Origin of the sequence: Erwinia endophytica (assembly GCF_009295515.1) — a bacterium.
Taxonomy (GTDB): domain Bacteria; phylum Pseudomonadota; class Gammaproteobacteria; order Enterobacterales; family Enterobacteriaceae; genus Erwinia; species Erwinia endophytica.
Genome location: NZ_RQVV01000037.1, coordinates 75,104 through 100,558, shown reverse-complemented (window position 1 = coordinate 100,558; position 25,455 = coordinate 75,104). Strand labels below are relative to the sequence as shown.

The 25,455-nt window shown below is 53.5% G+C and carries 18 protein-coding genes; 11 read left to right on the top strand and 7 right to left on the bottom strand.

Features of this window, described 5'->3' with window-relative positions; translation table 11 throughout:
* Positions 1-104: 104 nt before the first annotated feature.
* The 6 genes from EH228_RS12185 to EH228_RS12160 all read right to left on the bottom strand — a co-directional run bounded on the left by EH228_RS12185 (position 105) and on the right by EH228_RS12160 (position 14,159).
* A complete protein-coding gene (locus tag EH228_RS12185; protein ID WP_152321925.1) occupies positions 105-389 on the bottom strand; it encodes a hypothetical protein in 285 nt (94 codons plus the stop codon).
* Positions 361-9,165, bottom strand: a complete 8,805-nt coding sequence (locus EH228_RS12180) for a two-partner secretion domain-containing protein (RefSeq protein WP_152321924.1) — start codon at positions 9,163-9,165, stop codon at positions 361-363. The genes EH228_RS12185 and EH228_RS12180 overlap by 29 nt, the downstream gene beginning before the upstream one ends.
* Before the next feature lie 33 nt (positions 9,166-9,198).
* Positions 9,199-10,902, bottom strand: a complete 1,704-nt coding sequence (locus EH228_RS12175; protein ID WP_152321923.1) for a ShlB/FhaC/HecB family hemolysin secretion/activation protein — start codon at positions 10,900-10,902, stop codon at positions 9,199-9,201.
* A gap of 496 nt (positions 10,903-11,398) precedes the next feature.
* The gene (locus tag EH228_RS12170) at positions 11,399-12,670 is read right to left on the bottom strand and encodes a histidine-type phosphatase (protein ID WP_152321922.1); all 1,272 of its coding nucleotides are present in this window, start codon (positions 12,668-12,670) and stop codon (positions 11,399-11,401) included.
* Positions 12,671-12,791: 121 nt separating this feature from the next.
* Entirely contained in the window at positions 12,792-13,394 is a 603-nt protein-coding gene (locus tag EH228_RS12165) for a peroxiredoxin C (protein WP_152321921.1), read from the bottom strand.
* Between the two features lie 183 nt (positions 13,395-13,577).
* The gene (locus EH228_RS12160) at positions 13,578-14,159 is read right to left on the bottom strand and encodes an ACP phosphodiesterase (protein ID WP_152321920.1); all 582 of its coding nucleotides are present in this window, start codon (positions 14,157-14,159) and stop codon (positions 13,578-13,580) included.
* 206 nt (positions 14,160-14,365) lie between these two features.
* Between EH228_RS12160 and queA the strand changes: the two genes are divergently transcribed.
* The 5 genes from queA (at position 14,366) to secF (ending at position 20,452) form a co-directional block, all read left to right on the top strand.
* Positions 14,366-15,436: a tRNA preQ1(34) S-adenosylmethionine ribosyltransferase-isomerase QueA gene (gene queA / locus EH228_RS12155; RefSeq protein WP_152321919.1), complete on the top strand. Its 1,071-nt coding sequence runs from the start codon at positions 14,366-14,368 to the stop codon at positions 15,434-15,436.
* A gap of 681 nt (positions 15,437-16,117) precedes the next feature.
* Complete coding sequence (gene tgt / locus EH228_RS12150) at positions 16,118-17,242, top strand: tRNA guanosine(34) transglycosylase Tgt (RefSeq protein ID WP_152321918.1); 1,125 nt, start codon at positions 16,118-16,120, stop codon at positions 17,240-17,242.
* A gap of 24 nt (positions 17,243-17,266) precedes the next feature.
* On the top strand, positions 17,267-17,599 hold the full coding sequence (gene yajC / locus EH228_RS12145; RefSeq protein WP_152321917.1) for a preprotein translocase subunit YajC: 333 nt from the start codon (positions 17,267-17,269) through the stop codon (positions 17,597-17,599).
* A gap of 26 nt (positions 17,600-17,625) precedes the next feature.
* Positions 17,626-19,473 carry a protein translocase subunit SecD gene (gene secD / locus EH228_RS12140; protein ID WP_152321916.1) on the top strand — a complete coding sequence of 616 codons (1,848 nt, stop codon included), beginning with the start codon at positions 17,626-17,628 and terminating at the stop codon, positions 19,471-19,473.
* Between the two features lie 10 nt (positions 19,474-19,483).
* On the top strand, positions 19,484-20,452 hold the full coding sequence (gene secF / locus EH228_RS12135) for a protein translocase subunit SecF (RefSeq protein ID WP_152321915.1): 969 nt from the start codon (positions 19,484-19,486) through the stop codon (positions 20,450-20,452).
* 46 nt (positions 20,453-20,498) lie between these two features.
* On the opposite strand, the gene EH228_RS12130 is transcribed toward secF, so the two are convergent.
* A complete protein-coding gene (locus EH228_RS12130; protein WP_152321914.1) occupies positions 20,499-21,122 on the bottom strand; it encodes a SadB/YajI family lipoprotein in 624 nt (207 codons plus the stop codon).
* A gap of 212 nt (positions 21,123-21,334) precedes the next feature.
* Between EH228_RS12130 and nrdR the strand changes: the two genes are divergently transcribed.
* The 6 genes from nrdR to pgpA all read left to right on the top strand — a co-directional run bounded on the left by nrdR (position 21,335) and on the right by pgpA (position 25,445).
* The gene (nrdR, locus tag EH228_RS12125; protein WP_152321913.1) at positions 21,335-21,784 is read left to right on the top strand and encodes a transcriptional regulator NrdR; all 450 of its coding nucleotides are present in this window, start codon (positions 21,335-21,337) and stop codon (positions 21,782-21,784) included.
* A gap of 3 nt (positions 21,785-21,787) precedes the next feature.
* Positions 21,788-22,894, top strand: a complete 1,107-nt coding sequence (ribD, locus tag EH228_RS12120; protein WP_152321912.1) for a bifunctional diaminohydroxyphosphoribosylaminopyrimidine deaminase/5-amino-6-(5-phosphoribosylamino)uracil reductase RibD — start codon at positions 21,788-21,790, stop codon at positions 22,892-22,894.
* A gap of 126 nt (positions 22,895-23,020) precedes the next feature.
* A complete protein-coding gene (gene ribH, locus EH228_RS12115; RefSeq protein ID WP_152321911.1) occupies positions 23,021-23,491 on the top strand; it encodes a 6,7-dimethyl-8-ribityllumazine synthase in 471 nt (156 codons plus the stop codon).
* Positions 23,492-23,508: 17 nt separating this feature from the next.
* Complete coding sequence (gene nusB / locus EH228_RS12110; protein WP_152321910.1) at positions 23,509-23,928, top strand: transcription antitermination factor NusB; 420 nt, start codon at positions 23,509-23,511, stop codon at positions 23,926-23,928.
* Between the two features lie 55 nt (positions 23,929-23,983).
* A complete protein-coding gene (gene thiL / locus EH228_RS12105) occupies positions 23,984-24,961 on the top strand; it encodes a thiamine-phosphate kinase (protein WP_152321909.1) in 978 nt (325 codons plus the stop codon).
* Positions 24,939-25,445, top strand: a complete 507-nt coding sequence (pgpA, locus tag EH228_RS12100; RefSeq protein ID WP_152321908.1) for a phosphatidylglycerophosphatase A — start codon at positions 24,939-24,941, stop codon at positions 25,443-25,445. Before thiL ends, pgpA begins: the two co-directional genes overlap by 23 nt.
* The last annotated feature ends 10 nt before the right edge of the window (positions 25,446-25,455 follow it).

Below are 25,455 nucleotides of genomic sequence, written 5' to 3'. Positions count from 1 at the left end.
GCGTTAATCTCTTCCGGTGGAGCGCGGACAGTTGATCATCCGGCTGGCTAAGGTGTGATCGGCAGGTAAAAAGCTCCCGGCTCGATTGGGCCGGGAGCTTTGATCTATTTGACTGATGATTTTTTATCTTTTCGCTCTTGCAGCTTGGCTTTTATCCAAATGCCGATCCCAGCTAACGTACCTGCGGAAGCACCTACTTTTAAAGAATAAAAAACATCCTTTTCCCAATCAAAAAGTAAAATATCGGCTTTTAAAAACACTATTAATCTGCCAAGAAGACAGCCTACCATTGCCATAAAAAAAATACATACAATACAACGTATTATTAGCATGGTGAGGATGTTTAAATTGACACTATGGTTACTTTTTAACGGATTTATCAGCTTCATCAAGCGTTCCTTTTACTGTATTCCCGACAGCCTCGCTGGTAATTGATCCTCCAATATTGCTAATAATATCTGCTGTTCCCTCTTTTACAGAGGATCCTAAAGCTCCAGATATAACCTTACCTGTACTGCCACCAAGCACGGAACCTAATCCAGTTCCAATAACCGAATTGGTAGGATCTTCCCCTTTAATTCCGCTCCCAATCGCAGCGCCGCCCATATTAATTCCGGCTGATGCACCGATACCTTTTCCTGTTGTCGCTGCCGCCGTCACTCCGGCCATAATCGCATCAACATAACTAAACGGATCTTTTCCGCTGAACTGGGCGGCAGAGTTAACTCCAACACCAATCGCCGCATTCAGCGCCATCCCTTCTTTTATCGTGGTGCCAAGGACGCTGCTACCAAATATCAGCACAGAGTCGCCGATACTGGCATTGGATTTGTGATAACCCCAAGTATTCATAATGGTCTGCGCCTGCGACATGGCTTCTGAGTCAGGATTACGTTTTATATAATCCTGGCCTGACAACAATCCTTTTACCAGCTCCTGCGCCACGGCTGTGCCATATTCCTGTTCCATTTCGAAAGCATAAACCCGCAGATAAGCAGCCAGTTCAGCCTGTTCCGAACTGCTCATTTGGGAAGGATCTGAGGTAAATTTAGAGACCAGCGCATCACTGCGTTTATCGGCGTTTTCCAGCTGGATCAGTTCATTAGCGGCGGCTAAAGACCTGTCGCCCTGTTTGATTTTCTCCACGACTTTGTCGAGCTTATCGGAGGAGGTTGCACCAAGCAGATTATTGGTCACGGTGGTTTGCCCTGCCTGAGCTCCCGCAACAGCATCCGCTGTACTGTTGCCAGTCAACCCGCCTGCCAGACCTGCCGCCAGCGTTGCCAGCGCACTGACCGTCTGCTTCTCGGTCTCAGACAGTTCGCTGACCGGTTTACCGTAGGCATTTACCGCTATCATCCCGACCATTTCAGCCGTGGCTGCGCCTGTCGCACCAACCAGCGCATTATTACCCTGGGCTGCTGCAAGTGCCGCGTTGACCGCCGCATGGGCCAGTACCTTACTGGCATCATCCAGTCCACTGTTACCGATAATATTGGCAATATACGGCGCAGAGCCGCCTGCCAGGGCTTTCGCCAGGTCGCCACCCGCCAGACCCTGTACCGCAGCGGTGGCCGCCTGAATAGCCTGCTGTACTTTGCCGCCGGTGCCGAATCCGCTTTCCGTGAACGCCTGGTTATAAAGCGTTTGCCAGGCCTGGCCGCTGATATCGTCAGAAGTCGGCACTTTGCCCGGATTGGCTTTACGCCAGTCTGCCTCTGCCGCTTTCAACTGCTCCGGCGTGACATCCTTCATCTTCTTGTTCGCGGCTTTTGTCGCTGCGATAGCACCTTCCGTCCGTGCGATATCACTGACCTGGCTGCCGATTTCCCCTATCAGCTGTGCTTCTTTCAGCCGGTTCTGCTCTTTCTCTTTATCAAAGATTTCAGCCAGTCCCGGATTGGCGTTTTCAACGTCGCGACTCAGTTCCGCCACATCCTGTTGCTGATTTGCCGGGTCACGGATAGTGACGGTGCCTTCACTCACGGCGGAGTGGGTGGTGGAACGGGCGCTGTCGCTGCCGTTGGTCCCGACCAGCAGGCTGTTGGCCATATTCCCGGTAAACTGACCGGCAATGCCACCGCCCGTGCTGATACCTGCACTTTGCTGTTCAACGCTGTAGTCGGCTTTGTTTTCAATATCGCTGAAGCCCAGCGTACCGGTATCAAGTTTATTCTTATCCGCCGTCGCCGTCGAGCCAATGACCGCGCCGTTGAGCTGGGTATGTTCACCCACTGTGACATCAAAGCCGTCCGCTCCGGCGAAAATGCCGGTCTGCTCCTGTACCGCCTGCCAGTTGCTGTGCATCTTTTCCTGGCTGAGGTTGACGGAAGCATTGCCGCCTGTGGCACTGATGCTGCCCCCGGCGCTCTTTTGTTTCGCATCGTAGCTGACGCTGTCCTGCTCACTGGTCAGTGTCAGGTTGCGTCCCACACTGGCTTTCACCGTGTCCCCCGTCACCTGGGCGCCGGTGAGAGTGGTGTCCCGTCCGCTGATTATCGTCACCTGATTACCGGCACTGACCTGGGTTTCCACATGGCTGAGACTGTCGGCATTTTCGTGGCCTTTGGCGGAATTCACGCTGGCTGACACGCTGCCGCCCCAGCCTCCGCTACCGACGCCAATCCCCACGCCGGCTGAGGCGCCTTTACTGCTGTTGGTGCTGCGTGTGCTGTCGCTCTCCTGCGCCGAGAAGAGGTTAACATCGCGGTTTGCCGACAACAACAGGTCATTACCGGCCTGGAGCTGGCTTCCCTGGACGTTGATATCGCCGTCCTGACCTTTGGTACCGTTGCCGGTGGCGGTGATACTCAGGTTATTGCCGGCTGTCAGCGAGCTTCCCTGTTGTGTATTCGCCGTATACGCGCTCTGCGATTTGGAAGACTGACTGCCATAAGACAGGCTCAGACCAGCCGTGTTGTTGTTGGTCGGGTTGTTGCCCGCGGCCTCATCAAGCCGAACCGCCTGGCTGGCGCTGACGCCGTTCAGCGCGGCTTTCATTCCCTGCAGGGCGGCCAGTCTGCCACTGTTTTCCCTGCCGGCATCCCGGGCGCTGGTGACCGCCGTGTTGAGGGCGCTGCCCGCGGTACCGGAGAGCGCCAGCGTCAGGCCGCTCTGTTTCTGTTCCACGCGATGGGTCTGGCTGCTCTGGTTCTCTGCCGCCAGAATATTCACTTCCCTGCCGGTCAGGCTCAAATCGTTACCGGCCAGCAGGTCGGAGCCTTTAACCGTCAGGCCGTTGCCGGCGCTGAGGCTGACGTTGCCCTGGCTACTGCCCACGGTGCTGCCGAGACTGCTGAGGGATGAGGCGTCATCGGTGACTTTCAGACGGCTTGTGCCTGCGGTCACGCCGATCCCGCCGGTGCCGGAAAGGCCGGATTTTTTCTCTTTGCGCAGATGCGTTTCCTCGCGTGTCTCTTCGGCGGTGGTAATGGTCAGGTCATTACCCGCCGCCAGCGCCACATCATGGGTGCCTGCCACATTGCTGCCGATGATATTCAGGTCATGTCCGGCTTGCAGAGTCACGCTGTCGCCATCAAAGTTGCTGCTGACCGCGCTCTGATTCTGTACTTCGTCATGGGTGGTGACCGATTTGCGGGACAGCAGGCCGCCACTGGTTTGATGGCTGTTCTCTGTGAGGTGATAAGAAGTACTGCCGCTGGTGATGTTGAGGTCATTACCCGCAATGACACTGAGGCTGTCTTCTGCACTGACTGTTGCCGCACGGGCGTTCAGATCGTGGCTCGCCGCCAGCACCACATCGCCATTGCCGGTTATCTGGCTGCCGATATCCGTGCTCTGCGTCAGGCTACGGTCATTGCCTTTCCCCCAGTTGCCGTTTTCACTGTGGGTGGTGGTGACAGTGTTCAGGTTGAGATCGTTACCGGCAATAATCTGTGTCTGGCCACCTTCACCGTTGTTACTGATTTGCGTCGCGGTCAGGTTGATATTGTTCAGTGCCTGCAGGGCCAGCGTGCCATTATCGTTCTGCACATAAATGCCCGCCAGGCGATCAAAGGTGATGTTGTCGGGGCTGCCGCCCAGGGTGCTGATGCTGTTGATATCCCGGCCTGCTACTGCTGTCAGGCTGCTGTTGCCCTGCAGTATTCCGCCAGTATTATTGATATCGCTTCGGGCCAGCAGACTGACGTTGTCACCGCCGATAAAACCGCTGTTGTTCAGGTTCTCAGCCGTCAGCTGCGTCACTTCACGGCCGCTGATGTTCCCGCTGTTGGTTAAATCATTGCTGACGCTTAGCGAGAGGTTATTGCCAGCCAGCAGCGCGCCGCTGCCGTCAAGATCGCCGGATTTAACGCGGGCATAAAGCTGGGGTACCAGCACCTCCTGCGTGGTGCCATCCGGCAGGGTGACGGTCTGTTTCACCAGCCACACCATGTCGCTGGTGAGCTGCGACATCTGCTGTGCCGTCAGTGCCACGCCAATGGTCAGGTTGAACGCTTTACCGAAAGTAACCCCGTTATCCATCAACGTTTTGAACTGTTCTTCATCATTGTTGTAGCCGCTCAGAAAACGATTTCCGGTCAGGGCGACCACCTGCTGACGGATCAACTGCTGTTCGTAAAAGCCATCCCCCAGACGCTTAAGCACATTGTTCGGATCCTGAGTAAGCTGAGTTTGCATATAATCGCTGCCCAGCCACTGCTTGTTATTGGTAAAGCGGGGATCAGTCTCAATCAGGAACGACACATCGCTGTCAGGATGTAACTGATACAGGCTGTTATCCGGCAGCTTTGTGTTTGGCGTGATCATCCTGATAACAGTATTGTCATCACTGTCTGGCGGCACTATCTCGACCCGTTGACCCGGTGGCGGGGTCAGCGGAGTCTGGCTGGTGTCAGCGGTGATATCACCGGCGTGGATGATGTTTACCGTGATACCTGCGGCGTCGCGTTCGCCGATAGTGGTTCCGCTGCTGCTGATCGCGGTATTGCCCTGCCACGCCAGGGTCTGCAGGTCGATGGTCTGAATAATGTCGTCCGGCTGGTAATCGCTGTAGTCCTTACCCTGCGAGGTTTTCGTGCCGCCAAATGCCCCACCCGATTTTTTCTTGGCATACCAGCGGATCTGCGTGCCGATATCGCTGATCACCCGTTCGCCCAGGGTGGCGATATTATTCAGTTCGCCGATCACGCCGCTGAGCAGGCCGCCGGCAACGATGCGGCTGTCGTGGTTATTGACCTGGTCGCTGTTGATGGTCAGGTTGCCGCCCGCCATGATCTGCCCCGGATCGCTCTCGGTCACCTGAGTTTCCGTGATGGTGCGCTCATACTGATATTCATAGAAAGTCCGGCCGCTGGAGCCGTCCGGCATGATCGCGGCATGCACGCCGTATTTATTCGAGGTGCTGGTATCCACATCGTCCCAGTCGTAACGGGTGGTTGCACTGCTCAGTACGGCTTCGTGATGGGAGGACTGCTCAACCACTACCACTTCGGTGACCAGATGATCGTTGATATTGTTAATCTCGCCGATATCCAGTGTCATATCTCCGGCGGACTCTAGCGTGGCGCTGTGGTTATTGAACACCGATGCCTTGCCGCTGGCCCGCCAGTTACCATCCAGTGTGCCGCCGATGGCAAGGTCTCCGGCGCTGTAGATCAGCCCGTGCTCATGGTTGTTTATCACCCCGGCGGCGATATCCAGTTGGTCACGGGCGGCGATAGTTGCGGCCGTGCCATTCTCTGCCAGGTTATGCAGTGTGCCGGTTTGCAGTGCAATATGGTCGCCATAAAGGCGACCGGTTCCGCTGTTGGTCAGAGTCGAGGAGGAGATGTGCGTCAGCCCGCCATCAAGCAGACCGCGGTTAGTGACATTGCCGGAAATCAGTAGATGATTCTCTTCGGCGCTGATTTCCGCCGACTGTTGATTGTCCAGTTCCGCAGCTTGCAGGTTCAGCACGCCACCGGCCTGGATCAGCGACTGATTCACCAGTTCATTGACTGTGCTGAAATTCATATCGCCATTCGCAATCACCTGGCCCTGATTAAAAAAGGCCTGCTGTAAGACCAGCGTCATGGTGTTCTGCGACAGTACCCGACCATCGCCGCTCAGTGAGAATGCACTCAGATTGAGGGCGCTACCGCCAATTAACGTGCCTGTGGTGTTGGTGAATGCCAGCGAGTTCCCGCCATTGATATTGAGCTGTGAAGCGGATGAGAACAGGCCATTACTGTTATTCAGGGTGTGGTTACTGGTGATATCGAGCAGATCGTTTGCTCTTATCGCGCCCTCTGAGTTATCGATGATGGCGCTGGTGAGGGTAACCGACTGGCCCTCAATGCCGGTGTTCTCACTGAGGGTGTCGTGGTTGATCAACTGATTGCTGGTCAGTGACAGGCTCTGCCCCCCACGGATCAGTCCGGACGTATTGTCCAGACTCGCACCAGCGGCATTGATCAACGCGTTGCCGACGATCTGTATTTGTCCGCCAGAGTTAGACAGCGTTCCGCTATCTAACTGTGTATCACCGGAGGCGGCAATCGTACCACTGCTGTTATCCAGCAGCTGGCCCTGTGTGTTGAGCAGTAGCCTGCCAGAGCTGATTAACTGTCCTGACGCATTGAGCAGGGCGCCGGTCAGTAACGTCAGCGTGTTCCCCGCGCTGACTACGCCGCTGATATTGTTTAGCGTATTGCCGTGGGTGTTCAGGCTCAGGTCGCTTCCTGCCTGTACATGGCCGGACTGATTATCCAGCGCGCCAGTCAGTAACGTTAGCGACTGACTGGCGCTGAGGACGCCGCTGGTGTTGTCCAGCGAGTTGCCGAGGGTGTTCAGGTTCAGGTTGCTTCCCGCCTGTACATGGCCGGACTGATTATTCAGTGCGCCGGTCAGTAACGTCAGCGACTGACCCGCGCTGACTACGCCGCTGGTATTACTTAGCGCGTTGCCGCGGGTGTCCAGATTCAGATCGGTTCCCGCCTGTACCCAGCCAGACTGATTATTCAGTGTATAGGTTGTCAGGTTCAGTCCTGCATTACTGGACAGCGTGCCTTGCTGATTGATCAAGCTCAGCCCTGTCAGTGAAACTTCGCTACCTGCGCCAATAAAGCCGGCGGTGTTATCAATATTGCCGCTTTCAATCGTCAGGGCGCCCTGGCTGAGAATACCGCCATTGCTGCCGCTGTCACGGTTGTTGAGGTCGCCGTCCGCTAACGCCAGCGTCATATCTGCGCTGGACTGCAGCAGGCCGCCCGCATTATTCAGGCCAGCACTGTACAGCGATAAATTCTGCGCGGCGGCTATCATACCCTGTTGGTTATTAAGCTGTTCCTGCGTTTTAATTTGTAGCTCGCCGTTCTGCGCGGTGATTAACGATCCCTGCTGGTTATTCAGGCTTGCCGCCGTCAGTTGGAGATTGCCGTTGGTCGTCATCCTGCCTTGCTGATTATCCAACAGGCCGTTGACTGTCACGGACAGATCGCCATTGCCGGTCTGCACTGTGTTGCCGCGCCGGTGGGACAGCGAATCGGCGGTAATCGACAACTGATTAGCCTGCACGGTGGCGTCATCCAGCACCAACTGCCCGCCGTCCAGATCAAGTTTGCCGTTGGTTAGCAGTGAGCCGCCACTCATATTCAGGCCATCAGTAAAAGACAGTTGCAGATTGTCAGCGCCAAGTTGCTGTATCAGTCCCTGCTGGCTGGACAGGGAGCCGCCCTTAAGATTCAGCGTCTCCGCTGAAATTTTGCCGCCGTCGTTGTTGATTGCCGTGTGGGCGGAGGCGCTAAAATGATGCGTGGCTGCTACGGTGGCATTTGAGGTATTGAGACTGCCGGAACTGGCCTGCAGCGTGACGTCGTTGCCAAAGGTTTGACTACCGCTGAAATCCAGGGCAGTGCCGGTTGCGGTGAGTTGGCTTGTTGCAGCAGCCTGACCGTTTACCTTCAGCTCACCCTGGCTGTTAAGTGTCAAATTTCCCGCAGAGCCCAGCGTTCCATCGCTGTTCATCCCTGCAGCCAGTGCCGCAGTTGAACTGCTTGTCAACGTAGCGGCATTCAGCGTGGTGTTGTTGCTGGCAGCGATAATACCGCTGTTGCTCAGTCGCCCTTTAGCCGTCGCATCGGTATTGCCTGCGGCATAAATTTTACCGCTGTTTTCCAGTTGGCGCTGTGTGGTCAACTGCAGGTTTTTTGAGGCGTTGATGCTGCCGCTGTTGCTGATGCTGCCATCCGCATTGACCACGACATCCCCTGCGACAGCGCCGATATTGCCGGCATTATGCACGCCGACGCCATGTTCGGTGCCCAGCAGGCGGATTTTGTTAGCATACATGCCGCCCAGCGCCGCGACGTCAATCGCCAGAGCTGGGGCGCTACTGTCATCAGAGGATCTGGCCGTGACTCCCTGGTGATCGGCATCGACAGTGTTACGACCCGCGGTGACGTTCAGCTCGTTAGCCCAGATCCCGGCGTTGACTTTCACGGCGCGGGCGATCAGATCGGTGCGATCCTGGAGGCTGCTGTCCATCCCTGCACCCTGGATGACGATTTCCCCGCTATTGACCTCGTACCCGGTTATCAGCCCATTGTTCATTTGTACCTGACCGGTGGTCAGGGTCGCGCGGTGCGCGTTGATAAAGCCGCAGCCGTTACAGGTAATACCCGCCGGGTTGGCAATCACCACCTGGGCTTTTTGCCCGGCGACTTCGATCATACCGTTCAACTGGCTGGCATTACGTGCATTGACTTCATTGAGGATAACCTTCGCTTCGCCCCTGGCCAGATTACCGTTGCCGCTAATCATGCCGGCAATCTGGGTTTGGGTATTGGCGTGGCTGTTGTTCAGCACCACGCCTTTGTTATCGACATCAAACTGGCTGTAAAGGTTGCGGGACACACCGCCGCTACTGGGGGTCTGAATATTGATCTGCGGCGTGCCGTTTGCCGAGCTGATAATCGTCGGCTGTTGATTACCCGGCGCCTGTCCGTCGGCGACCACGGCAGCGCTGGCTGCCTGGCTGATACAGCCCAGTGAAAGCAGCAACGCCAGTTGCAGGCGCGACAGTGTGCAGATTCGGCATGGCAACATCTGGCATGGCGCAGAAGAAGGGGAAGCGGTACCGTGTGCCGACGTGGCGAGTTCGCCCACCACCATCAGCATGCCACGGGCTTTATTGAAAACGATACGGTAAAGATTTTTGTTCATGGCTGCGTCCTTGTTATCATTCCTGCATCCACCTCAGTACTGCCAGTTAAGCGTGAAGCCCAGTGAAACCGGGTCAGTCCTGAATCCATCGGGTTTGGAGAACGGCACGGCGGCAAACAGGTCATAGCCTGTTTTGAATGCTTGTCCGCGTATTCCAATGGCGCCCCCAGCCAGACGTTTGCCTGTCAGATTATTTGTGGCTCTGCCGCCGACTTCGCCATAGTCGACGCCCAGGTACAGTTCCTGTTGCGGGAGCGGTGTGGCCCAGGCGAGATCGTTACGAACAAACCATCCCCGATCGGCATTGAGTGAGCGTTCGCCGTCAAAGCCGCGCACTGACCAGCGGCTGCCGATGCTGAACTGTTCCTGCGGCGTCAGCGGGGTGTTGCTGATCTGGCGCTGATACTGCACGTTGTAACGAAATTTCTGCGTGCTCAGCGTGAAGGGGACATCCAGTTGGGCGGAGAGCTGCACAATTTTTGACAGCGCAGTGGCGTCGCCATAGCTTTCTTCCGGGGCGGGGAGGGCGCCGAACCAGCGAGTACCGCGCTGATAGCTGATGCCCGCATCCAGCGTGGACTGCGCGATATAATGGCGATGTTGTAATCCGATGCGCCAGGCGGAGGTGCGACGACGCTGGACGCCGACTTCCGTATCGTTGAGATAGTTTTTGGTTGTTTTTGCCAACACGTCGTAAGTGAGCGTCGTTTTCTGGCTGCTGTTGCGGTGTAGCAGTCGGCTGATCTGGAAATCCAGATTCTGACTTTTTCCGCTGTAGCGGTAATCCTGATTCAGCCCGGCTACCGTCTGGTGGTAGTCATAGCTGTTCACGGTCAGTCCCGCTGTCCACCAGCCAAATGGCATCGAATAATGACCGGTCAGATTATGGGTGCCTTTGTCGTTGTGATGCTTTTCCAGACTGTGGGAGGCAGAAACCCAGAACAGGTCGCTAAGTGAAAGCGGGTTATCCAGTGAGAAGGTCAGCCCCCCCTGATAACGTCCGGTGCTGCGGGTGCCGGAATCATCCAGTGAAGCCCCGATGCGCCACAATCTGCTTTGCTGCCAGCGTAGCAGGACATCGCTTTCTCCCGGTTGCGTTCCTGGTACGATTTCCATACTGGCTTGTACGGTCGGCAAACGTTGCAGGTTTTCCAGCCCCTGCTCGATATCGCGTAAATCCAGCAAGTTGCCGGAATGCACCGGGAAGGCGCTGTACAGTGAGACATAATGCCCGCTATCAGGCGTCAGGATGACATTACGCACTTTGCCTGGCACCACGATCAACTGCAATTGTCCACTTTTCAGATCCTGTCGCGGCGCCAGTACGCGAGTGGTGATATAACCACTGTCGATTATGCGGTTCTGCAGGGTGCTCATCAGCAGGTTGATCCCTTTCCCTCCCAGGCAATGACCTACCGCCTGATTGGCGACCCGCTGTAATGGCAGCCAGTGGGGCAGAGCATCGTCGCCGCTCAGTATGACCTGCGAGATCGGGAAGCACGGTTTCTCAGCGGGGAACGCTAAGCGGCCAAAACTGGAAGAGGACGGCGAAAGACGCACGTCCGGTGCTGACGGATTTACCTGCTGTTCCAGCGCTTTCTGGCGCTGTTGCTGCAGGATGAGCGGCTCATTCACTTCAGCGGCATCCGCCGCTGGTAATAAACCCAGAACGGATAACAGGGGAAAAAAAACGGTGACTTTTTTGCGCTGTGTTAAAAGAGTATGACATCCTGCCATCGACCGTCCCTTGTCAGAAAATAGATTTAAAATTGATCAGTTAATTCCAGTTATGGTGTTTTAAATTTGCACTGGATTGCGGTGTCAGAGAGAAAATCCACTCATCATCAGCCTTTTTAACGCCAGTGAAGGGATGTTAGGTTACATTTTTTACAAAATCAAGATTGATTATTACCATTTCTTATCATTTCTGATTGTTTTTTGGTCGCGCATGTTAATGGTTAAATGTTGTTTTAATCTGTATTTAAAGTTGCTGGATTGTTCAGTGCTAATACATGACTGTTCTTCAGCCCATCGCTGGCCAAAAATCGTTACTGATGCGGGGGCGGGTTAATATTGTGCTCACTGGGCCTGTCCTTTATGTTTCCCGCTTTATGTGTGATTATCCGTGGGGCGTGTTGTGGGTAAAAAAGACCCGACAAATCGACGACTTGACGGGTTTAAAAGATAGCCTTGTTGCAACATCTCTGGTGCTATTGTCCGCTCACTCAAGTGATTATTGTGGATAGTTTATCGGTACGATCAGCGAACGATCGATATTTTTCTCAATACGTTGCAGGGATGCGTCGTAGGGACAAAGAGTGCCTACGCGAGTCTGTTCACAGCCCCTGAAGTGGAGTTCAGTGAGCAACGGCGGATGACGCTGGCTGAGTGGCATCAGTTGCTGAAGCTGATCCAGACTTTGCGATTGAAAATAGATGCGGATAAAGCGCTGCTGGTGATCATCTCGCCAGCGTTCAAATACCAGGCTCCCGCCGGGAGGAATGTTGCCAGCAGGGTAGAGATCCTGTTGCCAATGGAAGTCCAGCAGGGTACGCAACCGGGAGATATTGATATCATGTGCGACATACAGCAACCAGCGTACGTCAGGCGGCGCGTCTTGTTGTCCGGTGACGCCCTGCTGTAGCGCTTTGGCTATTTGATCCATCAACAGGGAAGCACCATGCTGTGCCGGCCCCAGTAAATCGTTGGTATAGTCGTATTTGGCACTTAAGAGTGGCAGCAGTCTGGCAACCTCTTTCGCATTGTGGGCATGGCCAAAGGCCACCTGACTCAGCGGTTGATTCTCGCTCCACTCCAGGCGGATGGTTTCCGCCATGGTGGCCAGTGTATCCAGTCCTTTAATGCCGATGGAACCGTTAGACCAGACCATCAACTGCCACGGCTGGCTGAAAGCCGGGCAGGGCCGTCCGGCCAGACATACCGCTTGTTTTAGTGCTGCAATTTGTGGTTGCAGACGTTGCTGAGTTGCCGCCAGATCCCCACCCAGCGCTTTCAACGCCTGTTGCCGGTTCACCTCTGCGTCATCTTTACCCGATTTTCCGCCGAGATACTGGAACAGTGGATCGTTTTTTTCTTCACGATGAATAGTCATACTACAGCCGGGAAAGGCGGCTTCCGTCAGCGCTTTTGCCGTGGCTCTGGTACGCTGCATGGGACTGGCGCGCACGTAGAACTCTCCACTGGCAGGACAGCCGTCTTGCAGCAGCCCCAGTTGGCGGTAGCGCTGGCTTTCATAGCGACCTTTCAGCCAGACTGCGGTATAACCATGGCCGGTGAGCTCGCCATCCGGGGTGAGCCAGCGCGCCCAGGGACGTGCAGTTCCGGCTTCAATTGCTGTACGATCATCCTCAGAAGGCGGACGAATGCCGTGTCGGCTGACTTCAACCACTTTTTCGAGGGTGTAATGGTCTGCGGCGTGCGCAGGCAAGCTGGAAAGTGTCAATGCAGCGGCCAGCATCAGGGCCGTTTTGCTAAAATCAGGCATCAGATTGATCCATGCAATTCAGGTAGTCAGTTTCTTCAAGGCGATGTCCAGCATGCCCTGGTGCTGTTGATGGCGCAAAAAAAAAGCTCGCCGAAGCGAGCTTTTTTGATACTGAGAGGGGTTACAGTTTGGAAGCGTTCTCAGACAGGTATTTAGCCACACCATCCGGAGACGCGCCCATACCTTCTTTTCCTTTTTCCCACTGTGCAGGACAGACTTCGCCGTGCTCTTCGTGGAACTGCAGCGCGTCAACCATGCGCAGCATTTCGTCAATGTTACGGCCCAGTGGCAGATCGTTAACCACCTGGTGACGCACTACGCCGGCTTTGTCGATCAGGAAAGAACCGCGCAATGCCACGCCTGCATCCGGATGTTCGATGCCATAGGCTTTTTGGATTTCACGTTTGACGTCAGCAACCATGGCGTATTTAACTTCACCGATACCGCCTTTCTCAATAGGGGTTTTACGCCATGCGTTATGTACAAACTCAGAGTCAAAAGAGACGCCAACCACTTCCACACCACGTTTCTGGAACTCTGCGTAACGCTTGTCGAAAGCGATCAGTTCAGAAGGGCAGACGAAAGTGAAGTCCATAGGCCAAAAGAACACCACAGCGGCTTTACCGGCTGTGTGTTTTTTAAAGTTGAAGTTTTCAACGATTTCACCGTTACCCAGCACAGCTGCGGCAGTAAAATCAGGGGCTTGACGAGTTACCAGGACCATGTTCACTCCTGTAAGATAGTTGGATTAATGACATAAATATATGGATGATATCAGTCGGTAAATTAGTGTAAGCTACCGATTAATCCAATAGGTTAAACCAATTGAAAAATAATAATCCACAAGGCAATCTCATACAATAAACTTTTTCGCCAAAAGGGCAAGAGTGATTGCATTTTCTGTCGCTTAAAGCCTCTGCAGTGCCGCTTTTTCCATCATTCCCGGGTAAAACTGCCAGAAAAACGTGTGAAATTGTTGGTAATGTGTGATGAAGTCCTGGTATGAATCGGTCAGCGCAGCCAGCCGGGGACGGCGGCTGGCCATACCGCTCAGCACATTCTGCAGCCAGCTTGCTTCAGCGTATTTTTCCATCCAGCGTTCGCGCCATAAATAACGGTTAAGATTCTGGAAACGCGCCGGAGTCACAGGCAATGTCGGCTCAATCACCTTTCTGCAATCAGCCAGAAACGCGGGTAACGATTTTGTCGGGTGAATTTTATCCCAGTTTAATGACAGAAAATGATCCCAGACGACGTCCAGTGTAATGGGCGCCACGCGATAGGTTTCTGCCCGGAATAACGCGCGCGCCGCCCGCACTTCAGGCAACGAATCGGTCATCACATCGATACGGCGATGCAGCAGAATGCCCGCGGCAATATCTTCCGGCCACACCTCTCGCGGGTTACCGCGCACGAAGTCCGCCATCAGATTACCAGGCAGTGAACTGTTGGCCAGTGAGGCCAAATGTAAATGAGCAAGAAAATTCATGGAGGGAGTATATCGCCTTCTCCCTTAACTGCACATCGGCGTCAGTGGTTTTCCTCAGCCACATCCTGCCGGGTGTTCGCCGTTGTGACGTTGACAGTTTAAGCGAATATGCCGGGCATTTTACCGGGTAAAAGAGATCAGGTTGTTTGGATATGGTGGGTTTTCGGCTAGAATATGCGCCCTGATTTCCCGGACAGTGAACCGTCATGCGCGTTGCCGATTTTTCTTTTGCGTTACCAGAGTCTTTAATTGCCCATTATCCGCAGGCGCAGCGTAGCCGTTGTCGTCTGCTTTCGCTTAATGGGTCGGACGGTGAGCTGACGCATGGTGTATTCACTGATTTACTGGATAAGCTCAATCCTGGTGATCTGCTGGTATTCAACAATACGCGCGTTATTCCGGCGCGTGTTTTTGGTCGCAAAGCCAGCGGCGGCAAAATAGAAGTGCTGGTGGAACGGATGTTGGACGACCATCGCGTGTTGGCGCACGTTCGTTCGTCTAAAGCCCCTAAGCCAGGTGCCGGGCTGTTGCTGGGTGATGATGAAAGCGTGAAGGCCACGATGCTTGCGCGCCATGATGCGTTGTTTGAATTGCGTTTTGAAGATCCCAGGACGGTGCTGGATATCCTTAATGCGGTCGGACATATGCCGCTGCCTCCTTATATTAATCGTCCTGATGAGCAGGCGGACCGTGAATTGTATCAGACGGTTTACAGCGAACGCCCAGGCGCCGTTGCCGCGCCAACTGCCGGGCTGCATTTTGATCAGTCCATGTTGGCAGCATTACGGGATAAAGGGGTTGAAACGGCTTTTGTGACTCTGCATGTTGGTGCGGGTACTTTCCAACCGGTACGGGTTGCAAGCATTGAAGACCATATCATGCACGCTGAATATGCCGAAGTGCCGCAGGAGGTCGTTGATGCGGTTCTGGCCTGTAAAGCGCGCGGTAATCGTGTAGTGGCGGTGGGTACCACGTCGGTTCGCTCACTGGAAAGCGCGGCGCAAGCGGCGCAGGGAGCGCTGATTGCACCATTCTTCGATGACACCAAAATTTTTATCTTCCCAGGTTACTCATATCAGGTGGTTGATGCGTTGGTGACCAATTTCCATCTACCGGAATCGACGCTGATCATGCTGGTTGCTGCTTTTGCCGGCTATCGTAATACCATGCGGGCTTATCAGCAGGCGGTGGCGGAGCAATATCGCTTCTTCAGTTATGGCGATGCGATGTTTATCACCCATAATCCTGACGCGGTAAATGAGAAGGTGGGTCAATGATGTTTGCTTTCGTGTCTTATTTGTGTGCCTGATTCATAAAATCTAATGATTTACAATATAAAAAAGAGCCGCTTTAACTGCGGCTCTCAATTTATCTATCCATCACATGCTAAATTTTTCATTTAATGTCTGGATAGTGGATCATCTATTTGATGCGTCGTGTAACCGGACGAGATTTATTTGATTGTTTTATATAATAAACCGTGCTGAATATGACGACAATGATCAACGCCAGGGTCGCCAACAACATGATAAAGTCACTCATTTTTTTCTCACACCAGGGGGCTTGATTTATTCGTTGAACAGCTATTTATGCTATGAGAACTTTCTTATTTTGTCATGCTAAAAATAGTCAGGAATGCAAGAACGATACTATCGTCTCCTCAATTTGTGATGTTGAAATGGCTTTGTAGCAGAAGTGCTTATTATTAATCGAAATTTTCTTTAGTTTCCAGTGTCATGTTGTAAAGCAGCATGATTTAATCAGCGCTCTGTAACAGACAAGCGGCTATCGCGACAGATTGTCCGTCGTCGGAAGGGGAATCGCTGTCCCTGAGGAGCATAAATCGACCATTCATGATCAACGCTATTCTCGCTGGCTGGCTTGTGTAGCGGCTTTTATGGTTGTTAGAATGCGCCACATTTTATTAATCATCAGACTGTTTCTCTGATGGAGGCAACGTGAAGTTCGAATTAGATACGACGGATGGGCGCGCGCGGCGTGGCCGTTTGGTCTTTGAACGTGGCACGGTGGAAACCCCGGCATTTATGCCTGTGGGCACTTACGGTACGGTAAAAGGCATGACGCCGGAAGAAGTGCAGGATACTGGCGCTCAGATAATCCTCGGCAACACTTTTCATTTATGGTTGCGTCCCGGCCAGGAAATCATGAAGCGGCATGGCGACTTGCATGACTTTATGCAATGGAAAGGCCCGATACTCACCGATTCAGGCGGTTTCCAGGTATTCAGTCTCGGCGATATCCGTAAGATAACCGAAGCTGGTGTGCATTTCCGCAACCCGATCAATGGCGATGCGATTTTCCTCGACCCGGAAAAGTCCATGGAGATCCAGTACGATCTCGGTTCCGATATCGTGATGATTTTCGACGAGTGTACACCATACCCGGCCGACTGGGATTACGCTAAACGCTCCATGGAAATGTCGCTGCGTTGGGCACAGCGTAGTCGTGATCGCTTTGATTCCCTTGGTAATAAAAATGCGCTGTTTGGCATCATCCAGGGCGGTATTTACGAAGATTTACGAGATGTCTCAGTAAAAGGGCTGGTAGATATTGGCTTTGATGGTTACGCTGTGGGCGGCCTGGCGGTCGGCGAGCCAAAAGAAGATATGCACCGGATTCTGGAGCATGTCTGTCCGCAGATCCCGGAAGACAAACCACGTTACCTGATGGGTGTGGGTAAACCGGAAGATTTGGTGGAAGGTGTGCGCCGCGGCATTGATATGTTCGACTGCGTGATGCCGACCCGCAATGCGCGTAATGGTCACCTGTTTGTGACCGATGGTGTGGTGAAAATCCGTAACGCGAAGTATAAAGATGACACATCCCCGCTTGATGCCGACTGTGATTGCTACACCTGTCGCAATTATAGTCGAGCCTACTTGCATCATCTTGATCGTTGTAACGAAATATTGGGTGCGCGACTGAATACCATCCATAACCTGCGTTATTACCAGCGTTTGATGGCGGGTTTACGCCAGGCCATCGAAGAGGGTAAATTAGAGCACTTTGTTACCGAATTCTATGACCGGACGGGCAAGACAGTTCCGCCGTTAACCGTCTGATAATTAAACAATGAGGGAAATTTAATGAGCTTGTTCATTTCTGACGCAGTGGCCGCTACTGGGGCGCCATCTCAGGGAAGTCCGTATTCACTGGTCATTATGCTGGTGGTTTTTGGTCTGATCTTCTATTTCATGATCCTGCGCCCACAGCAAAAGCGTAGCAAAGAGCACAAAAAACTGATGGATTCTATTTCCAAAGGGGATGAGGTGCTGACTACGGGAGGGCTGGTAGGTCGGGTGACTAAAGTGGCTGAAACTGGTTATGTGGCAATCGCGCTGAATGATACAACCGAAGTTGTTGTCAAACGTGATTTCGTGGCTGCCGTTCTGCCGAAAGGTACAATGAAGGCGCTGTAATTTTTGTTTTCCCTAAGGGAACTGCCGTGTTAAACCGTTATCCTTTGTGGAAGTACATCATGTTGATCGTCGTGTTGATCGTCGGTCTGGTGTACGCACTTCCTAACCTTTATGGTGAGGATCCGGCTGTTCAGATCACGGGTGCGCGCGGAAGCGCCGCCAGTGAGCAAACGCTGGGTCAAATCCAGGATGTATTGAAGAAAGACAATATCCAGAGCAAATCCATTGCCCTGGAAAATGGCGCGATTATGGCGCGTTTTGCCAATGCTGACGTGCAACTGCGCGCCCGTGATGCCATTATTCAGGCGCTTGGCGATAATTATGTCGTTGCGCTTAACCTTGCGCCTGCCACTCCCACCTGGCTGCGTCTGTTGGCTGCGGAACCGATGAAGCTCGGTCTTGATCTGCGTGGCGGTGTTCACTTTTTGATGGAAGTCGATATGGATACCGCGCTGGGTAAACTCCAGGAGCAAAATATCGATAGCCTGCGCAGCGATCTGCGTGACAAAAATATCCCTTACACCACGGTGCGCAAAACGGATAACTATGGTCTGGAAATTCGTTTTCCTGACAATCAGTCACGTGACAATGCGGTCAGTTATCTGACGGGGCGTCATCGTGACCTGGTTATTAACGCCAGCGGCAGCAATATCCTGCGAGCAGTGATGACCGACGATCGTCTGCGTGAAGCGCGTGAATACGCGGTGCAGCAGAATATCAATATCCTGCGTAATCGTGTTAACCAACTGGGCGTGGCTGAGCCGCTGGTGCAGCGTCAGGGATCTGACCGTATCGTGGTGGAACTGCCAGGTATTCAGGATACGGCGCGGGCGAAAGAGATTCTGGGGGCGACAGCCACGCTGGAATTCCGTCTGGTTAATACCTCTGTTGATCCGACCGCAGCCGTTAATGGCCGTGTACCGGGCGATTCCGAAGTGAAATACACTCGGGATGGTCAGCCGGTAACACTGTACAAACGTGTGATCCTGACGGGTGATCACATCACGGATTCCACTTCAAGCATGGATGAATACAACCAGGCACAGGTCAATATATCGCTGGACAGTGCGGGTGGTAACATTATGTCCAACTTCACCAAGGATAATATTGGCAAGCCAATGGCGACCCTGTTTGTCGAATACAAAGACAGTGGTAAGAAAGATGCCAATGGCCGGGCGATATTGGTGAAGCAGGAAGAAGTGATCAACGTGGCGAATATCCAGTCTCGTCTGGGTAACAGCTTCCGCATTACAGGCATCAGCAACCCGAACGAAGCCCGTCAGTTGTCGCTGCTGCTGCGTGCGGGCGCATTGATTGCACCAATTCAGATTGTTGAAGAACGCACCATCGGCCCAACAATGGGACAGCAGAACATTACTCAGGGTCTGGAGGCCTGTCTGTGGGGTTTGATCGCCTCTATCGTCTTTATGGTGGTTTATTACCGTAAGTTCGGTCTGATCGCCACAACGGCGCTGGTGGCGAACCTGGTGCTGATTGTCGGGATTATGTCTCTGTTGCCGGGGGCGACGCTGACCATGCCGGGTATTGCCGGTATCGTGTTGACGCTGGCGGTGGCGGTTGATGCCAATGTATTGATTAATGAGCGTATCAAAGAAGAGTTGAAGAACGGGCGTTCTGTTCAGCAGGCGATTCATGAAGGTTACAGCGGGGCATTCTCCAGTATCGTCGATGCCAACGTCACCACGCTTATTACCGCCATTATCCTGTACGCTGTGGGTACAGGTTCGATCAAAGGTTTTGCTATCACCACGGCAATTGGGGTGGTGACGTCTATGTTTACCGCGATTGTCGGTACCCGCGCCATCGTCAACCTGTTGTACGGCGGCAAACGCGTCAACAAGCTGTCTATTTGAGGAGTGCGTTGTGGCACAGGACTATAGCGTTGAACAACTAAACTACGGGCGTAAAGTGTATGACTTTATGCGCTGGGACAAGCTGGCCTTTACCCTTTCTGGTCTGCTGTTGATAGCCTCGTTTGTTATCATGGGCATGAAAGGATTTAACTGGGGGCTGGATTTCACCGGCGGTACGGTTATCGAAATTACCCTGGAGAAACCAGCGGATTTGGACACACTGCGCGGTGTGCTTCAGCACTCTGGTTTCACCGATCCACAGGTACAGAACTTTGGCAGTAGCCGTGATGTACTGGTGCGCTTGTCTCCCCATGAGGGCAATGCGGGGCAGGAACTGGGCAACAAGGTGGTCGCTACCATCAACCAGGCCAGCCAGCAAAATGCCACGGTGAAGCGTATCGAGTTTGTCGGTCCGAGCGTGGGTAGCGATCTGGCGCAGACTGGCGGTATGGCGTTGCTGGTCGCGTTGATCGCCATTCTGATCTACGTTGGTTTCCGTTTTGAATGGCGACTGGCGTTGGGCGCTGTATTGGCGTTGGCGCATGATGTGATCATTACCATGGGAATTCTTTCTCTGTTCCATATTGAGATTGATTTGACCATTATCGCTTCGCTGATGTCAGTGATTGGTTACTCGCTGAATGACAGTATTGTGGTCTCGGATCGTATTCGTGAGAACTTCCGCAAGATCCGTCGCGGTACGCCTTACGAAATCTTCAATGTTTCGCTGACGCAAACGCTGAGCCGTACCATTATGACGTCTGCCACTACTCTGGTAGTGGTGTTGATGCTGTTTATTTTCGGCGGCGCATTGCTGAAGGGTTTCTCACTGACCATGCTAATTGGCGTTTCTATCGGGACCGTCTCATCCATCTATGTCGCATCGGCGCTGGCGCTGAAGCTGGGGATGAAGCGTGAGCATTTGTTGCAGCAGAAAGTGGAAAAAGAGGGGGCGGATCAGCCTTCAATTTTGCCATAACGACGGATGAATGCTGAACAGGAAAAGGCCGCTAATGCGGCCTTTTTTATGGGAGGTTGATACGCTGGGTATTATCGGTGAGTAGCAGGCCATGAACCCGGACGTAACCTAATTGATCCGGCATAATGTTGCTCAGTCGCAGCGGCACCGTCGCGTCGCGTCGTGGCAGCAACCCATTTGACACATGGATAGTTTGCTGCTGGCGGTCGGATTGTAACGGTTGGTCAGTGCCAGGAGCCATTTCTCCCCAGGTAATTTGGGCTGTAAAGGCGGGCAGGCTGTTCTCCCCAACCGCATGGATATGCAGGAGGGCTAGTGTTCCGTTGGCATCCGCTTGTACCTGGCTTAGTGACAGCCGAACATCACCGGCCTGGCTTTTCAGCTCTACGGGGGTGTTGGCGGCAGGCACCAGCCAGGCACCTTGCGTGGAATGGCGGTTGAGTCTCGTTTGTTGCGTTAGTGCCGAGGCCTGTTGCGTTAACTGGCGCATCTCGTTATTAAGTTGGCCAACCTGATTATGCAACTTATCCAGTTCAGACTGTTGCCTGGGGGTTGCACAACCCGCCAGCAGCAGTGTCGCCAGCAATAAAACGATTTTTTTCTCAGCGGAGGCAGTAACAGAACCCCATAATTTATCACCTGCCTCGCTGACGATATTAAACAGTCCCATATATCCTCTGGTTAATCCTTTGTAAGATAAAATGTTACACTGTATAGCGGAGTTATTATAGCGGGAAAGACCCTCCGGTTCTGCCGTTGTCTGTCTGAAAGTGTCGGTGGATGGACCCTTCTGCAACAGAAGGAAATGGACCGTGCGTTATTTTGTTAGCGTCTACTTCGCGCTACACTGTGGTTAAATCTCCAGAATTATCAGGAAGCACCATGCATTGCCCGTTCTGTTCCGCTGTGGATACCAAAGTGATTGATTCCCGTCTGGTGGGGGAAGGGACCTCGGTACGTCGTCGTCGTCAGTGTCTGGTTTGTCATGAACGTTTCACCACTTTTGAAGTGGCTGAGCTGGTGATGCCGCGCGTCGTGAAAAGTAACGATATTCGTGAACCGTTTAATGAAGATAAGCTGTGCAGCGGCATGTTGAAGGCACTGGAGAAGCGTCCGGTGAATTCGGATGATGTCGAGACCGCTATCAGCCATATCAAGAGCCAGCTTCGCTCCACTGGCGAGCGTGAGGTACCCAGTAAAATGATCGGCAATCTGGTGATGGATGAGCTGAAAAAGCTGGATAAAGTGGCTTATATCCGTTTTGCTTCGGTTTACCGTAGTTTTGAAGATATCCGTGAATTCGGTGAAGAGATAGCACGCTTACAGGACTGAAGTATGACAGATGAAATCTACATGGCGCGGGCTCTTGAACTGGCCCGTCGTGGGCGTTTCACTACCACCCCGAACCCCAATGTCGGTTGTGTTATTGTCCGTGATGATAAGGTGGTTGGCGAAGGGTATCATCTCCGTGCTGGTGAACCGCATGCTGAAGTCCATGCATTACGTATGGCGGGTGATAAAGCCCTTGGTGCCACTGTCTATGTGACGCTGGAGCCCTGTAGCCATCACGGTCGGACTCCGCCATGTTGTGATGCCTTAATTGCCGCGGGCGTTAGCCGGGTGGTCGTGGCAATGCAGGATCCGAATCCACATGTGGCAGGGCGGGGTTTATACCGCCTCCAGCAAGCGGGGATAGCCGTCAGTCATGGGGTGATGATGCCGGAAGCGGAAGCGCTGAATCGTGGTTTCTTCAAGCGTATGCGCACCGGTTTTCCGTGGGTACAACTCAAAATGGGCGCCTCGCTGGACGGACGCACGGCGCTGGCCAGCGGTGAAAGCCAGTGGATTACCTCGCCTGAAGCGCGTCGTGATGTTCAGCGACTGCGGGCGCAAAGTTCGGCTATCCTGACCAGCAGCGCCACCGTGTTGGCCGATAATCCGTCGTTGACGGTGCGCTGGGATGAACTGGACCGCGAGACTCAGACCCTTTATGGGTCACAAGAATTACGTCAGCCGGTGCGGGTGGTGATCGACAGCCATCATCGCGTTACGCCGCAGCACCGCCTGATTGCACAGCCCGGGCAGACCTGGTTGGCGCGAGGGCAGACCGATACGCTGGCGTGGCCGGAGAATGTGGAGCAGCTTACCGTTCCTCTGCGCGACGAGCAGGTGGATTTGGTCTCGTTGCTGTTGCTGTTGGGACAGCGCGAGATTAACAGTGTATGGGTTGAGGCCGGAGCCAGACTGGCTGGCGCACTGTTGAGCGCGGGGGGAGTCGATGAATTGATCATTTATCTGGCACCCAAACTGCTTGGCGATACAGCGCGCGGTTTGTGCCATTTACCTGGTTTAGCACAACTTTCTGAAGCGCCGATGATGAAATTCAGCGATATTCGACAGGTTGGGCCAGATTTGCGTCTTATCCTGACCCCTGATGTTTGACTGCGTTTGGCATTAATGACGTAGCCTGGCCGTAATGGAGTAAATCTCCGGAAGCAGCCCCTTCAAGAGTGTGATAGAATCCGCCCCCCTGCGGGGCCATAACAACGGAACCCAGAAAGGAAAATTATGAACGTTATTGAAGCTGCTGTTGCTACCCCTGATGCGCGCGTGGCGATTGTTATTGCGCGTTTCAACAATTTTATCAACGACAGCCTGCTGAGCGGCGCCCTTGATGCATTAAAACGTATCGGTCAGGTGAAAGATGAAAACATCACCGTAGTTTGGGTGCCGGGTGCCTATGAAATGCCCATCGCCGCTCGCGCGCTGGCGAAAGCCGGTAAGCATGATGCGGTGGTTGCGTTGGGAACCGTCATTCGTGGTGGCACTGCCCACTTCGAATATGTGGCGGGTGAAGCCAGCTCGGGTCTGGCCAGTGTCGCCATGAACAGTGATATCCCGGTTGCTTTTGGGGTCCTGACCACGGAAAACATCGAGCAGGCCATTGAACGCGCTGGGACTAAAGCGGGTAACAAGGGCGCGGAAGCTGCCCTGACCGCACTTGAAATGATTAATGTATTGAAAGCCATCAAAGCCTGATCTTTAAGGGGAATTTTGTGAAACCTGCTGCTCGTCGCCGCGCCCGTGAATGTGCCGTCCAGGCGCTTTACTCCTGGCAGTTATCTCATAACGATATCGCTGATGTCGAATATCAGTTTCTGGCGGAGCAAGACGTTAAAGACGTTGATATCGGCTATTTCCGCGAGCTGCTGAGCGGCGTTGCCACCAACAGCGCGTACCTCGACGGTTTGATGAAGCCTTATCTGTCTCGCCAGTTGGAAGAACTGGGTCAGGTAGAGAAGGCGGTTCTGCGCATCTCGTTGTATGAGCTGAGCAAGCGTGCCGATGTTCCCTATAAAGTGGCAATCAATGAGGGGATTGAGCTGGCCAAAGTGTTTGGTGCTGAAGACAGTCACAAGTTCGTCAACGGTGTACTGGACAAAGCCGCGCCACATATCCGCCCCAATAAAAAGTAATCCTCCCAGGTCGGAATCATCCGGCCTTCTTTATTTTCAGATGCGGAACACATGTATGGCCTGTGGCGAATTCGAACTTATCACGCGTTATTTTGACCGTGTGACAAGCTCTCGTCGCGATGTGGAAAAGGGCATCGGTGACGACTGCGCACTACTGACTCTGCCGGAAAAACAAACCCTGGCGATCAGTACTGATACGCTGGTTGAAGGCGTACACTTCCTGCGTGATATTCATCCAGCTGATCTTGGCTACAAGGCGCTGGCCGTTAATCTCAGCGACCTGGCTGCCATGGGCGCAGATCCGGCATGGTTGACGCTGGCGTTGACGTTGCCCTCGGTGAACGAAGCCTGGCTGAAAGATTTTAGCCGTAGCTTGTTCGAGCTGCTCGATTACTACAATATGCAATTGATCGGCGGTGATACCACGCGTGGGCCGCTGAGCATGACGTTGGGTATTCATGGTCTGGTACCGCAGGGCAAAGCGCTGAAGCGTTCAGGTGCACGTCCCGGAGACTGGATTTACGTGACCGGTACGCTGGGTGACAGTGCTGCCGGTCTGGCATTATTACAGCACCGGATGCAGGTTAACGATCCTGCGGCGCATGAGGCACTGATCAAGCGTCATCTGCGTCCGGTGCCACGTATTCTACAGGGGCAGGCACTGCGCTCTCTCGCCAGTGCGGCTATCGATCTCTCTGATGGATTGATCTCTGATCTGCGCCATATTCTGCAAGCCAGTGATTGTGGCGCGCGTCTGAACCTGGATGCACTACCGCTTTCGGTGGCGCTCAGGCAACATTTTGCGCCAGAGCAGGCCTTAGGTTGGGCGCTGAGCGGCGGAGAAGATTACGAACTGTGTTTTACCGTGCCAGAAATCAATCGTGGCGCGCTGGATATGGCGCTGGGGCATTACAACGTACCGTTCACCTGTATTGGGCAAATAGCCCCGCAGTCCGAAGGTCTGGTGTTGCTACTGGACGGCAAACCAGTGGAATCCATCTGGAAGGGGTTTGAGCATTTTGGCCAGCGGTAAAGATGTGGCGAAAAGTCGCCTGAAAATGAGCAACCCGTGGCACCTGTTGGCGACGGGATTTGGTAGCGGCTTAAGTCCATATGTGCCGGGCACGATGGGGTCGATTGCTTCTATTCCATTCTGGTGGCTGATGACCTGGCTACCGAAGGATATCTATTCGTTGCTGGTGATGTTTGGTATCTGTATCGGTGTTTATCTTTGCCATCGTACCGCAAAAGACATGGGAGTACATGACCATGGCAGTATCGTCTGGGACGAGTTTATCGGCATGTGGATTACACTGATGGCGATCCCGGTGAATAACTGGCAATGGGTGTTGGCGGGTTTTGTGGTGTTCCGTATTCTGGATATGTGGAAACCATGGCCGATCCGCTGGTTTGATCGTAATGTTCATGGCGGGATGGGCATTATGGTCGACGATATCGTGGCCGGGATTTTCTCGGCGGGGGTGCTGTACTACGCGGGTCTGTATCTGGCGCGCTAAGCGCTATGCT